This window comes from Methylobacter sp. BBA5.1 (assembly GCF_000746145.1).
In the GTDB taxonomy this organism is placed as follows: Bacteria; Pseudomonadota; Gammaproteobacteria; order Methylococcales; family Methylomonadaceae; genus Methylobacter; species Methylobacter marinus.
Window position 1 is genome coordinate 71,667 of record NZ_JQKS01000027.1, and the last position, 14,207, is coordinate 85,873.

The following is a 14,207-nucleotide window of genomic DNA, read 5'->3' on the forward strand; positions in this document are numbered from 1 at the left end:
TGCATGAGATTGAATTAGTCTATAATGCCCCCTCTTCTAAGAAAGGCAGGTCGGAGTTTAGCGATATGGAACAGGCTGTTGCAAGCAGTCAGCGTCTATCTCTTTATTTTTGCCATCCTTTATGTTTTTTCCGCAGTTTGTCTTGAGTTATGAGACTTGCCCGTCCTTGAGTAAGCCCATTTGATTAACATTTTTAGTGCCGTGTACTATGTCTGAAAACTATTCCTATGACCGTGATTATGCTCTCGATGCCCTGAAGGTCCCGCCTAACTCCATCCAGGCCGAACAATCGGTTCTGGGTGGCTTGATGCTGGACAATCAAACCTGGGATTCAGTCGCGGATAAAATAGTGGAGACGGATTTTTACCGGAAGGATCACCGGCTGATTTTTAGAGCGATTGCGCAGCTGGCCGAAAAACAGATTCCGTTTGATGTCGTCACCCTGTCGGAAGCGCTGGAAGCCACCGGCGAACTGGAAAATGCCGGCGGGCTCGCCTATCTGGGCATGCTGGCCAAGGACACGCCCAGCGCCGCCAATATCGTCGCTTATGCCAACATCGTCAGGGACCGCTCGGTCCTGCGGCAGTTGATTCATGTCGGCACCACCATTTCCGATTCGGCGTTTAATCCCGAGGGGCGGGATACCGCCGAACTGCTGGAAAGCGCCGAGCGCCAGGTGTTTGAAATCGCCGAACAGAAGCAACGCGGGCAGGGCGGATTTCAGTCGATCAAATCGTTGCTGGCGACCGCGGTCGATAAGATCGAAACATTGTTCGAGCAGGAAGGCAACATCACCGGCGCCAGCACCGGATTTAACGATTTCGATGAGATGACCTCGGGTCTGCAGCCGTCCGATCTGATTATCGTGGCCGGCCGGCCGTCGATGGGCAAGACCACGATCGCCATGAACATGGCCGAAAATATTGCGATCAAGAATGACAAACCGGTCGCCGTGTTCAGTATGGAAATGCCCGGCGACGCGCTGGCCATGCGTATGATGTCGTCCCTGGGACGCATCGACCAGCACAAGGTCCGGACCGGCAAGCTCGATGACGACGAATGGCCGCGCCTGACGTCCGCGATCAATCTGCTGGCCGAAACCAAATTATTCATTGACGATACGCCGGCCCTGACGCCGACCGAAGTGCGGTCCCGGGCCAGAAGACTCGTGCGCGAGCATGGGCCGTTGGGCTTGATCGTGCTCGATTACCTGCAGCTGATGCAATCGCCCGCCAGCGGCGATAACCGCGTTCAGCAGATTTCCGATATTTCCCGGGGGCTCAAGGCCCTGGCCAAGGAGCTGAACGTGCCGGTCATCGCCTTGTCCCAGCTCAACCGGAACCTGGAGCAGCGCCCTAACAAGCGGCCGGTCATGTCGGACTTGCGCGAATCGGGCGGTATCGAGCAGGACGCCGACTTGATCGTGTTCGTTTACCGCGACGAGGTCTACAACCCGGACAGTCCCGAAAAAGGCATTGCCGAAATCATCATCGGCAAGCAGCGTAACGGGCCTATCGGCACGGTCAGGCTGACTTTCCTCGGCCAATACACGCGCTTTGAGAATTACGCCGGCAATCCGTATGGCGATGATGATTATGAATAACTACCAAGATGACTTGTGCCCGGGAGGGTGTGAATGATAGCGGCTGCCTACGCGGTACTCGATTTGGATGCGTTTCAACATAATCTGGCGAAAGTGCGGGGCTGCGCGCCCGGCGCCAAGGTCATGGCCGTGGTCAAGGCGAATGGCTATGGCCACGGCGTGCTGCGTATCGCCGAAGCCCTGCAAGACGCCGATGCCTTTGCCGTGGCGCGCGTGGATGAGGGTATCCGTTTGCGCCGGGCCGGATTAAAAAACCGGATTGCGGTCATGGAAGGCTTTACCTGTGCCGATGAAGTGGACGATTTGCTGGCGTTTCAGCTGGAACCGTTGCTGCATTCCTTCTCCCAGCTCGATATCCTCAAAACCAGAAAAGAGCAGCAGGCGCTGAGCGCGTGGCTGAAAATCGACACCGGCATGAACCGTTTGGGGTTTAAGGCCAGGGACTTCAGCGCCGTTTACGCATGCTTGAGCGATTGCAGCATCATCAGGCAGCCGGTCAACCTGATGACGCATCTGGCCAATGCCGACGATAAAAATGATGATAAGACGCTGAAACAGATCCGCCTGTTCAACGAAACAGTGGGTGCCTTCCCCGGCCAGCGCAGCATTGCCAACTCGGCCGGCATCCTGGGCTGGCGGGAATCCCTGGCCGACTGGGTGCGGCCGGGCGTCATGCTGTACGGTATTTCCCCGTTCCCGGACAGCACGGGCCAGGCGTTGGGGCTTAAACCGGTCATGAGCCTGCATTCGCGCCTGATCGCGGTCAAGCCTATCCTGGAAGGCGAGACTGTCGGTTATGGCGGCAATTGGCTGTGCAAGAAAAACACGACACTGGGCGTGGTGGCTATCGGTTATGGCGACGGCTATCCGCGCTATGCCAAAGCCGGAACGCCGGTGCTGGTGAACGGCAAGCGCGTGCCGCTGGTCGGCCGGGTGTCCATGGACATGATTACTGTCGATTTGACCACGCAACCCGACGCCAAACCCGGCGACGCGGCGACCTTGTGGGGCGATGGACTGGCGGTCGAGGAAATCGCCCGCTACGCGGATACCATCGCTTATACGCTGGTATGCGGCATCACGCCGCGCGTACAGATTATCGAAGGCGTATCGACCCATAAAATTAATTCCGCGCGCTGAAACAGGCTTTCCGTGGAGGCGGACAAGCCGCCTCCAACCGGAAGCAATGGCAGCGATAAAGAGCATTTTTTCACCGGCTAGTACCTTTGTACAATTCCAAAGTTTTAAAGATTCATTAAACTAACGTCAATTTCCCATCCAGCCAACTGCCTAATGATAGACGTCCTGATAATCGATAAAGAAAACACGATAGCTCCCGCCATCGACGCGGGAGAGGCAAGCGTTCTCGTTTACGATGATGAAATCCGGGCATTACATGCGGCAGAGGCGATGCGGCCTGATATTGTCGTACTCAACTATACGGTCCGGGAACAGGATACGGCAGCGTTTATTGCCTTGCTGACACGCGCAAGCAAGCGCAGCAAGATTGTATTAATCGCGGAAAACTTGACTGATGAAGCGGTTATTGAATGCCTTATGGCCGGTGCCAAAGGCTATCTTCAGCTAAGCGAAGTGGACAAATTCATCAATAAACTCCTTCAGGCCGTTCAGGCCGGCGAAGCCTGGATCACTCGGCGCATGGTCGCAATGCTGCTGGATAAATTACGCAGCCATGCTGTTTGCTCAGGATGAGCAAGTCAGCGTGATGATGCGGTACGGCAGCATGATTGAAAATCCAATACCACAAGATGCAAACGATGATCAGGCGGGCATGCCGTTAAGTCTTGAAGACTTGCTGGCTGATGAACAAGCCAATATGCTCAGCGACTATCTTTCTCTTTCCATCATGCCTCTGGGTGAAGATACCCGGATAAGCGTCACGACGACAGATACAGAGCCGACAACCTACTCATCGATACTCTACGGCGTGGCATCTCTCGACCTGCAAATGCTCGAGCTTGATGCGCAGACGATAATTAGCGATTCCGACTCGTAAACGGCCCTCCTTCCCTGTAACCTTGGTGTCCTTTGCGCTGATAAGGCGCGGAAAATCGGCATGTAGTACTTAAGTACAATAGGAATATGCATGGGCTTGTGGAAGAATTTCCATAAAAGTCGGCGAGAGCCTAAAAAATATCCCGCCAGACGGGACAATAAAAAAACAATAAATCCTTTAGTGGGGGGTACATCATGGCAATCACGGGTATTGTAAAATCCGTATCGGGCGTCGTAACGGCGACAGACGTTAATGGGCGCGTCAGAACACTGCAGTTGGGCGACCGGGTTTCGGCGGACGACACGATTACGACCGGGGACGCTGCCGGGACCACCCTACTGATTGAATTTTCCAACGGCACCAAAATGGATTTGGCTGGCGGCTCAGTCGTGGCTTTGAATGAAGACATGTTGACTCCTGAAGCCGGTGCGGCGCAACCGCTCCAAAGCCTGCAGGAAGCACAGGATGAAGTCGCCAGGATACAGGACGCGCTGGCCAAGGACGAAGATTTCGACCCGTCCAAACTGCCGGCGGCCGCGGCTGGCGCTCCGGGAGCGGGAGGCGAAAACGAAGGCCATACCTTCGTTCAGGTTGATTACCTCAAGCCCGCCATGACGCCGGACAGCGGCTTTGAGACCAGAGGCATCGGTGTCGAGTTTCCGCCCCCGCCCGAGGTCTTGATACTAAGCCCGACGTATGAAACGCCGGCAGCGCCGGAGCCTGCCGTAATTCTGCCGGTAGTGACGGTCAGCATTCAGCCCCTGCCGCCGACCGAGCCGGGCGGCAATGACGGCATTCTCGTTTCCGGCAACGACGCAACGCTGATTGAAGGCACCGCGGAAGATCAGAGCAACACCCGCGTCGTCAATTTCATCATCCAGCTCGATAAGGTTTTCGACAGCGACGTACAGGTATCCTATACCATCCAGCCCGGAACCGCGGCGGCCGGCGAGGATTATTTCGCCAGTCCTCTGCAAGGTACGATCACTATCCCGGCCGGTCAAACCAGCATCAACCTGCCGGTTAATGTCGTGCAGGATGCCTTTATCGAGGCGAATGAAACCTTCTCTATCCTGTTGACCGATCCTGTCAATGCCACGACCCAGCCTGACACCAGCACAGCGACCGTCACGGTGCTGAATGACGACCAGGCCGGGCATGATTTCAATGCCGTTCTGGAAGGCGGCAATACCATTACCGGCACCGTCCTCGCCAACGATGCGATCAGTTCCGGTGACACCGCCTCGGTAACGAATCCCGGCACTTATACCGGCAGCCTCGGCGGCGTACTGGTACTCAACGCTGACGGCAGCTACGCCTATACGGCGCCGGCTTCCGTCGATAACAGCGGCGGCGATCCGGTCGAGACTTTTACCTATACCATGGCGACCAGTGGCGGCGGTACTTCCAGCGCTACGCTCAATGTCACCATTCAGGATGATGTGCCCAACATCAGCGTAACGGCGATGCCGGCAGCGGCCGGCGCCTTGACGGTAGACGAAAGCAACCTGGCCATGAATGCCAGCGCCGGTTTTGCAGGCAACTTTAATGTCACCAGCAATTATGGTGCGGACGGCGCAGGCGCGATCACTACGGTCTATGCGCTCAGCATCAGCGCCGACGGGGTAAATTCCGGACTGGTCGACGGCGCGACCGGCCAGAATGTGCGGCTGTATCTGGAAAATGGCCAGGCCGTCGGCCGCGTGGGAGGGGCGGAGGGCGCCGTGGCGTTCACGGTTAGCGTTAATAACACCGGCACAGTGGCGCTGGATCAGGCGCGCGTGCTCACGCATCCGGATGGCGGCAACCCCGACGATGCAGTGACCTTGTCGAATGCCAACCTGATCAGCCTGACGCGGACCGATACCATTACCGATGGCGACGGCGACAGCGACGCCAGCAGTGCCGCGATCAATCTGGGTACGGTGCTGAGTTTCAGGGACGACGGCCCGGGCATCAGCGTGAGCGCTGCCGCCGATGCGCTGGTGGTTGACGAAACCGTGCTGGCGACCGACGCCAGCGCCAGTTTCGCCGACAACTTCAGCGCGGCCTTTGGCGCGGACAGCGCCGGTACCGTGACCTACACGCTGGGCATCAATGCCGGCGGCACCGGACTGGTCGATACGGCCACTCAGCAAGCGGTCGTGTTATCGGTCAACGGCGGCGTCATCGAAGGCCGCACCGAGAGCGGCAATGCCCTGGTATTCACGGTCAGTGTCGACAGCGCCGGCACTGTTACTCTGGATCAGCAGCGGGCCGTCATGCACAGCCCGGACAGCGGGCCGGATCAGGCCACCAGCCTGCCGGCGGCCAACCTGATCACCCTGACCGGCACCGTAACCGACAAGGACGGCGACAGCGCCAGCGCCACGCTTAACCTGGGCAATGCCATCAGCTTCAGGGACGACGGTCCGAGCGTAAGTCTTGCCGTCAATGCCGCCGGCGCTTTAATGACCGACGAAACCGACCAGTTGGGCGTCACTGTCACCGGCACGGCTTCCGTTTTCAATGCCATGGTCAACACCGGCGCCGACGGTGGCGTAGCCGACGTCTCGCTGCGTATTGACCAGGCAGAAACCGGCCTGGCCACGACGACGGGAGGTCATGCGGTCACGCTGGTGGCCGGCAGCGAGAATAATACCGTGCATGGCCAATACACCGATGCCCAGGGCACTCATAACGCCTTCACGATCACCATCAGCGATGGCGGCGTGTTGTCGGTGACCCAGCATGTCGCTCTGGCGCACCCGATTGCGCCGGACAGCTATGACGAAGCCGTGAACCTGGCGGGCGGCTTGTCTGCCGTGGTCACCGTCACCGATAATGACGGCGATATGGCCAGCGATGCGGTAGCGATCGGCAATCTGATCAGCTTTGAAGACGACGGCCCCGCGTTAGCCATCAGCGCCGGCCCTGGCGTCGGCGCGCTGGAGGTCACCGAAGCCAGCCTCGCGGCCGGCCAGGACAGCGTCACGATTGCGGCGCCGACCTATACTGTCGATGCCGTTGACGGCTACACCGCCAACACGACCTATGCCCTGGATCTGGCTGGCCCGACCGGAACCGGGCTGCAAACGACGCTCGGCAACCATGCCATCACGCTGGAGCAGGTGGACGCCAATACCATCAACGGCGTCTACGACGGCGGTCAGGTCGCGTTCACGATCGCGCTGAGCGGCAACCAGGTCAGTCTGACGTCCTACGTGGCGCTGGAGCATGACAGCAACCAGGGCGCGGGCGAGAGTAACAGCCTGGACCTGAACGGCCTGGTCAATATCGTCGCCACCGTGACCGTGACCGACGGCGATGGCGACATCGTCTCCGAGCAAACCGGCACCGCATCGCCGCTGGCATTGACTTTCACGGATACCGACCCGACCTTGACCATTACTTCCGGCCCGAGCATCGGCCGGCTGGACGTCAAGGAAGCCAGTCAGGTAATTGGCCAGGACCGCGCTACAATAGTGGCGCCGACTTATACGGTCAGTGCCGCCGATGGCGAGACAACACATATCACTTACGCCTTGGACCTGGCCGGTACGACCGGAACCGGTCTGCAAACGACGCTCGGCAACCATGCCATCACGCTGGAGCAGGTGGACGCCAATACCATCAACGGCATTTACGACGGCGGTCAGGTCGCGTTCACGATCGCGCTGAGCGGCAACCAGGTCAGTCTGACGTCCTACGTGGCGCTGGAGCATGACAACAACCAGGGCGCGGGCGAAGACAATACCCTGGACCTGAACGGCCTGGTCAATATCGTCGCCACCGTGACCGTGACCGACGGCGATGGCGACATCCTCTCCGAGCAAACCGGCACCGCATCGCCGCTGTCGCTGATCTTCTATGACACTAACCCGACGCTGGCCATTACCTCGGCGCCGACGGTCGGCGCGCTGGAGGTCACCGAAGCCAGCCTCGTGGCTGGCCAGGACAGCGTCACGATCGGCGCGCCTGGCTACACGGCCGGAGCGCTGGACGGCCAAACCGCCAACACGACCTATGCCTTGGCCCTGGCCGGCGCCACCGGAACGGGTCTGCAAACGACGCTCGGCAACCATGCCATCACGCTGGAGCAGGTGGACGCCAATACCATCAACGGCGTCTACGACGGCGGTCAGGTCGCGTTCACGATCGCGCTGAGCGGCAACCAGGTCAGCCTGACGTCCTACGTGGCGCTGGAGCATGACAACAACCAGGGCGCGGACGAGGACAATACCCTGGACCTGAACGGCCTGGTCAAGGTCGTGGCCACCGTGACCGTGACCGACGGCGATGGCGATGTCATCAGCCGGCAAGCCAGCACGGCTTCATCACTGTCGCTGACGTTCACGGACACCGATCCGTCCATAGACGCCCAAGACCTGTCCGTGTATCGCGCCGAGGGTGTTACCCAAGGCACGTATACTTTCGATGGCGGTGCCGACGCAATTGATTTTGCCGGCTCTTTTGCCTCCAACGCACTCCAGTGGACCAATGCCGGCGACTACGGCAGTTACGCGTTCGGTCTCAAGGACGGCACCACTTATGCCGCCACCTATGACGAAGATGGGATCACCAAGACCTTTTTTGAAATCACCATCAAGCCCGACGGCACCTATGACTTTAATTTGCTGAATCCGATGCCTTCGTCTGTGGTTAAGACGAACGACCTGTTCAGTGCGCTGACCCCCGTTGATCTTGACGGCAACGGTTCGACCGAAGCGGCAGTAATTGATTACGCGAGTTTTGGCGGCGCCTTTAAGCTGGTTCTGACCGGTTCGGCGGATGATGGCGTTACCTATGGCGGCGATACCTTACTGCAAAAATCCAGCACCGATATCGGTGTGAACGGAAACTCTATTCAGGAAAATCAGGATGAAAGAATCAAGCTGGAAGTGGTCCGCAATGCCGGCCATGCCAATGTCACGCTGGATTCCCTGACCATTCTGGTCTCAGCTTCCGGCAACATTAGCGACGGCGATCGTGTCGATCTTAAAGTGGTCTACGAAGACGGCGGCACAAGCACTGTCCCTGTCCTATACGATAATAGCGGCAAGCTGGAATTTGCTATCGATGCCTCGAAAACAGTGGATTATGTGGAACTGATCCCCGTCTCGAAAAATGTAAACCTGAAAATCACAGGGATCGAGGTGGGCTACACTAACGTCATCGATCCTGCCGATAATCCTTTAAACTTTAACTTGAACGGTGTTGACGGCGATGGAGATGTGGCAACGGCCCATTTTACCGTTAACCTTATGTCCGGCACGGCCGGCGACGACATCATCACGACGGGAGCTGGCGATGACGCAGTATCCGGCGGGGCCGGCGATGACGTGATCACGACCGGGAGCGGGAACGATACGGTATGGGGCGGCGCCGGCGATGACACCATCAATACCGGCGACGGCGACGATATCCTGGTCGGCGGCGAGGGCAATGACCTGCTGGACGGCGGTGCCGGTATCGACTTGATCAGTTTCGAGGATGCCTCGGCGGGTATCAACTTTACGCTGTATCAGGATGAAAACACCGATCCGGATTCCGGCGGCTTCTGGAGCGCCGGCGCTCAACCCGGCGTCGGCACCGATGCCTATAAAAACATGGAAGGGGTGATCGGTTCCGACTACGACGATACGCTGACAGGTTCTGGCGGAAACGACCTGTTAATCGGCGGCGCCGGCAATGACACGCTGGATGGCGGAGCCGGGCAGGACACATTGATCGGTGGCGAGGGCAATGACGTGCTGGTTTATGACGCCAATGATCTGTTGGGCGGCGGCGTCGTTTACCAGGGAAGCGCCGGCGATGATACTTTGCGATTCGATGGCGCCGGCCAATCGCTCGATTTAACCTCAGTGGATAATGCCAAAATTCAGGGCATTGAAAATATAGATCTGACCGGTGCCGGCGATAATGCGCTCACGCTCAATGTGCAGGATGTGCTTGATCTGTCAGGCAGCAGCAATACCTTGATGATCCAGGGCAACGCGGGCGATACGGTTACCGCGGTCGGGGACTGGACGGCGGGCGGCGCCCAGGACATCGGCGGGCAAACCTATGAGACTTATACGCATGTCAACGGCGTGGATACCGCAATATTGCTGATCAATGCGGATGTCGACACGACCATCGTCACCGGTTGATCGGCGGGGCCTGGTGCGGAGGGTTGTCCAGCGGCCCTCCGCATCTTCATAATGGGACTTTTTTAACATCAAGGGCGTGAAGGCCGGCATGAACCGTTTATCTTACCCGGACATCCTGCATCATGGCGGCGTCTCCGGCGTGACGGGGTCGTGCCACGAACTGCGGATCGATCAAACCAATTCCGTCCTGATCGACTGCGGTTTGTTTCAGGGGCTGGACGCGTCACCGGGCGGCTCCGGCTTTAACCGGCTGGCCATCGATTTCCCGATAGCGTCCGTGCAGGCGTTGCTGGTCACGCATTGCCATGTCGATCATGTCGGGCGCATACCTTATTTAATGGCGGCGGGATTCAAAGGCCCGATTTATTGCACCGAACCGACGGCGCAATTATTGCCGCTGGTGCTGGAAGATGCCGTGGCGATCGGATTAGCGCTTGATAAAGCGCTGGTGCGCCGGTTTATGGCCTTGTTGACGTCCAGAATCGTTACGGTCCCGTATGCCAGCTGGCAGACGGTGCCGTTATCGGGAAAGGGCGATGCCAGGCTCTCGGTCAAATTCAGGCAGGCCGGGCATATTCTGGGGTCGGCTTATATTGAATGCAAGGTGGCGGCGGCTTCAGCCACGCAACGTATTGTCTTTTCAGGCGATCTGGGCAGCCCCTACACGCCTCTATTGCCGGCGCCGAAGTCGCCGTACCAGGCTGACGTGCTGGTGCTGGAAAGCACTTATGGCGATAGAAAACACGTGAACCGGCGCCAGCGGAAAAGCCAGCTGAAGCAGTTGGTCAAACGCTGCCTGAAAAATCGCGGCGTGATCCTGATTCCGGCCTTTAGCATCGGGCGCACCCAGGAACTGCTCTATGAGTTTGAGGAGATTATTCATCAAAGTCGGACTGAGCCGGTGGCGGACGGCCTGGTCTGGGACGAGCTGGAAATCATTGTCGATTCACCGCTGGCCAACCGGTTCACCCAGGACTATAAAAAACTGAAGCCCTACTGGGATGCCGAAGCCCGTGCCAGGATCCAGGCCGGTCGCCGGCCCCTGTCGTTTGAACAGTTAACCCTGGTCAATAGTCACTGGGATCATCTGAATGCGCTGGGTTATCTAACGCGCACGGCCAAGCCTTGCGTGGTGCTGGCGGCCAGCGGCATGTGCAGCGGCGGGCGCATCGTCAATTATCTGAAGGCCCTGATTGAAGACCCGCGAACCGACATTCTGTTCGTCGGTTATCAGGCCGAGGGCACGCCCGGCAGCGTGATTCAACAGAACGGCGCGGCGCATGGACAGGTTGAGCTGGATGGCCGGCTTTATGTCATCCATGCCGGCGTTTATACTCTGGATGGCTATTCCGGGCATGCGGATCAGGATTCGTTGGTCCGCTTTGTCACGCGCATGCGCAAAAAGCCTCGGGAAATCAGGCTCGTGCACGGCGAACGGGAGACCAAGCAGACATTGCAACGGCTGTTACAGCAGAAAATACCTGACTGCCAGGTGTTAATTCCTTAACATGAAGACATGAACCGTCGCCATTTTCTTCAGTGCCTGGCCCTGCTCGGGCTGTCAGTCAGAACGCTGTCGGGCTGTGCTTCGCGAGCGCCTGCGGATTTATATGAGCTGCCTGAATTCGGCAATGCTACGTTGCTGCACTTTACCGATTGCCATGCCCAGTTGTTGCCGGTGTATTTTCGGGAGCCTTCGGTCAATATCGGCGTCGGTGGATATAAAGGCAAGCCGCCGCACCTGACCGGCCGGCAATTTCTCGACTTTTACGGCATCAAGCCCGGCACTGCCGAGGCTTATGCCTTTACGCATCTGGAATTCGTCGAGGCGGCCGCCGTGTACGGTAAAATGGGCGGCTTTGCGCATCTGGCGACGCTAATCAAACAGATTCGGCAGGCGCGCGGCCACGAAAATACATTATTGCTGGATGGCGGCGACAGCTGGCAGGGATCGGCGACGGCGCTGTGGACCCAGGGGCAGGATATGGTTGATGCCGCCAATCTGCTCGGCGTCGATATTATGACGGGGCATTGGGAATTCACGTACGGCAGCCGGCAGGTGCTAGATAATATTGCCCGCTTCCGGGGCGAGTTTATCGCGCAGAATATCGCCTTGACCGAGGAGGCGCAGTTTGCCGGCGATGCCGAAACGGATGCCGTATTCAAGCCGTATGTCGTCAAGGCTTTCAAGCAGGGCCGGGTGGCCGTCATCGGCCAGGCATTTCCCTATACGCCGATTGCCAATCCGAAGCGGTTTATGCCGGACTGGCAGTTCGGCATTCAGGAACAAAAACTGCAACAGACCATTGAGCGCATCAAGACCGGCCATGAGGCCGATGTGATCGTGCTATTGTCCCATAACGGCACGCCCGTTGATCTGAAACTGGCCGAGCGCGTATCGGGCCTGGACGTGATTCTCGGCGGCCATACCCATGACCCATTGCCAAAGCCCATGCCGGTCAACAATGCCGGCGGCACAACCTGGGTCACCAATGCCGGCAGCCACGGCAAATTCCTGGCGGTGCTGGATCTGGACATTCAGCCGGGCCGGCTCAGGGAGCTGCGTTATCGCCTGCTGCCGGTGTTCTCGAACCTGCTGGCGCCGGACAAGGACATGCAGGCGCTGATCGACACTGTCAGGCGGCCTTATCGGGAGCAGTTACAGCGGCCATTGGCCGTCACCGATGAGCTGCTGTATCGGCGCGATACGTTTCAAGGCACCTTTGACCAATTGATTCTGAATGCCCTGCTGGCCGTCAATGATGCGCAAATCGCCTTGTCGCCGGGTTTTCGCTGGGGCGCATCGCTGCTGCCGGGGCAAACCGTCACTTTCGAGGATGTCATGAGGCAGACTGCGATCACCTATCCCGAAACCTACGTCAGAACCCTGACGGGACGAGAGCTGAAAGCGATTTTGGAGGATGTCGCCGACAATCTGTTCAACAAGGATCCTTATTATCAGCAAGGCGGCGATATGGTCAGGGTGGGAGGCATGACGTTCGCCTGCGATCCCGAGGCGGCATTCGGCCGTCGGATCAGCCATATGCGATTGGCTAATGGGGAGACGTGCGCGGCGGACCGACCTTACAAAGTTGCCGGCTGGGCCGGCGTAGGGGAAGTGGATCAAGGACGGCCGGTCTGGGATGTGGTTGCCGACTATTTGCTTGATAGAAAAACCGTCAGTTTTTGATGGGGCAGGCAAGCCCTGTCGACCATGTCCCGGATAAATGGCCGCCTTGAGGCTGCAAGAAATTGCCTGTCAAAATCTTGCCGCTTTTTAAAAATTTTGCCGCTCAAGTCAAAAACCTTGGTGTCGATAGTCTGCGTCCCAATGCCGTCGTTATGGCTGAAAGCGTTGTTATAGCTGACTTGGCTCTCTTTATCTCTACTTCGTGCTCTCGGTTGGCACAAAATTAGCTTATGTCCCTGTGATTGTAAATTTTTAGCCTAAACTACGCTAAGGGGAAAGACCATGCCACAAGTTATTAATACAAACGTCAGTTCGCTAAATTCACAGCGGCAATTAAACCGTACTCAAACAGTCCAGACTACAGCGATGGAACGGCTATCATCGGGATTGCGGATCAACAGCGCCAAGGATGACGCGGCCGGCTTAGGCATCACAGACCGCATGACTTCGCAAATCAGAGGCTTGGATCAGGCCGTTCGAAACGCTAACGACGGCATCTCATTGTCACAAGTGGCGGAAGGCGCGCTGCAGGAATCGACTAATATTTTGCAAAGGATGCGTGAGCTGGCCGTGCAGTCGGCAAATGATTCCAACAGCGCCTCAGACCGCTCGAATCTGCAAAAAGAGGTGGCGCAGCTGCAAAGCGAATTGGACAGGATTGCCAACTCAACCACTTTTAACGGTAAAAAATTATTGGACGGCAGCTTTTCGGGGCAGCAATTTCATGTCGGTTCCCAGGCCAATCAAACTATTGATGTGACGATTGGTGGCGCTACGACCGAGATTTTAGGCAATCACCGCCTGACTAACGAAGATGCGGCGACCACGGCTATGAACGATGCGGTCGGTGCAAGTTTGATCAATAATGTGAAAGCTCAAACATTGACGGTCTCGGGCAATTTGGGCTCGAAAGATATCAGTGTTGGCGCTAATGATTCAGCCAAAAGCATCGCCGATGCTGTAAATGCCAATTCAGAAAGCACCGGCGTTACCGCGACGGCGATTACCTATGCAAAACTGGATGCCGTTGGCGCGACCGGCACGCTTAGCTTTACGCTGAACGGCAAAAATGAGGCGGCCGGCGATGCGGTGACTGTGTCAGCCAATGTCACCGACGTGAATGATTTAACCACGCTGGCGAATGCGGTCAACGATCAGGCCGGTAAAACCGGCATTACTGCCACGCTGACCGATGATAAAAAAGGCGTGATCCTGAAGAACACCGAAGGCTATGATATCGTCATCGATAAACTGACGCATTCGACA

The 14,207-nt window shown here is 57.6% G+C and carries 8 protein-coding genes; all 8 read left to right on the forward strand.

The annotated features are described in order from the left end of the window. Nucleotides 1–208: 208 nt before the first annotated feature. Nucleotides 209–1,603, forward strand: a complete 1,395-nt coding sequence (dnaB, locus tag EK22_RS16605; protein ID WP_036252760.1) for a replicative DNA helicase — start codon at nt 209–211, stop codon at nt 1,601–1,603. Nucleotides 1,604–1,636: 33 nt separating this feature from the next. Continuing rightward, entirely contained in the window at nt 1,637–2,743 is a 1,107-nt protein-coding gene (alr, locus tag EK22_RS16610) for an alanine racemase (protein ID WP_036252762.1), read from the forward strand. A 153-nt stretch (nt 2,744–2,896) separates the two neighbouring features. Further along, complete coding sequence (locus tag EK22_RS16615) at nt 2,897–3,316, forward strand: response regulator (protein WP_036252764.1); 420 nt, start codon at nt 2,897–2,899, stop codon at nt 3,314–3,316. Continuing rightward, on the forward strand, nt 3,297–3,620 hold the full coding sequence (locus tag EK22_RS16620) for a hypothetical protein (protein WP_036252766.1): 324 nt from the start codon (nt 3,297–3,299) through the stop codon (nt 3,618–3,620). The genes EK22_RS16615 and EK22_RS16620 overlap by 20 nt, the downstream gene beginning before the upstream one ends. A gap of 194 nt (nt 3,621–3,814) precedes the next feature. Then, the gene (locus EK22_RS16625) at nt 3,815–9,751 is read left to right on the forward strand and encodes a retention module-containing protein (protein WP_036252767.1); all 5,937 of its coding nucleotides are present in this window, start codon (nt 3,815–3,817) and stop codon (nt 9,749–9,751) included. Nucleotides 9,752–9,839: 88 nt separating this feature from the next. Continuing rightward, nucleotides 9,840–11,258 (forward strand): MBL fold metallo-hydrolase RNA specificity domain-containing protein, encoded by a 1,419-nt coding sequence (locus EK22_RS16630; RefSeq protein WP_036252788.1) that lies wholly within the window; start codon nt 9,840–9,842, stop codon nt 11,256–11,258. Between the two features lie 9 nt (nt 11,259–11,267). Continuing rightward, nucleotides 11,268–12,941: a thiosulfohydrolase SoxB gene (gene soxB / locus EK22_RS16635; protein ID WP_036252769.1), complete on the forward strand. Its 1,674-nt coding sequence runs from the start codon at nt 11,268–11,270 to the stop codon at nt 12,939–12,941. A gap of 282 nt (nt 12,942–13,223) precedes the next feature. Next, nucleotides 13,224–14,207, forward strand: a 984-nt coding sequence (locus EK22_RS16640) for a flagellin N-terminal helical domain-containing protein (RefSeq protein WP_036252790.1), incomplete at its 3' end; no start/stop codon positions are given.

What these genes read in the sequence shown, in the direction of transcription:
- dnaB (WP_036252760.1), top strand. Translation starts at nt 209, where the DNA reads ATGTCTGAAAACTATTCCTATGACCGTGATTATGCTCTCGATGCCCTG.
- alr (WP_036252762.1), top strand. Translation starts at nt 1,637, where the DNA reads ATGATAGCGGCTGCCTACGCGGTACTCGATTTGGATGCGTTTCAACAT.
- EK22_RS16615 (WP_036252764.1), top strand. Translation starts at nt 2,897, where the DNA reads ATGATAGACGTCCTGATAATCGATAAAGAAAACACGATAGCTCCCGCC.
- EK22_RS16620 (WP_036252766.1), top strand. Translation starts at nt 3,297, where the DNA reads ATGCTGTTTGCTCAGGATGAGCAAGTCAGCGTGATGATGCGGTACGGC.
- EK22_RS16625 (WP_036252767.1), top strand. Translation starts at nt 3,815, where the DNA reads ATGGCAATCACGGGTATTGTAAAATCCGTATCGGGCGTCGTAACGGCG.
- EK22_RS16630 (WP_036252788.1), top strand. Translation starts at nt 9,840, where the DNA reads ATGAACCGTTTATCTTACCCGGACATCCTGCATCATGGCGGCGTCTCC.
- soxB (WP_036252769.1), top strand. Translation starts at nt 11,268, where the DNA reads ATGAACCGTCGCCATTTTCTTCAGTGCCTGGCCCTGCTCGGGCTGTCA.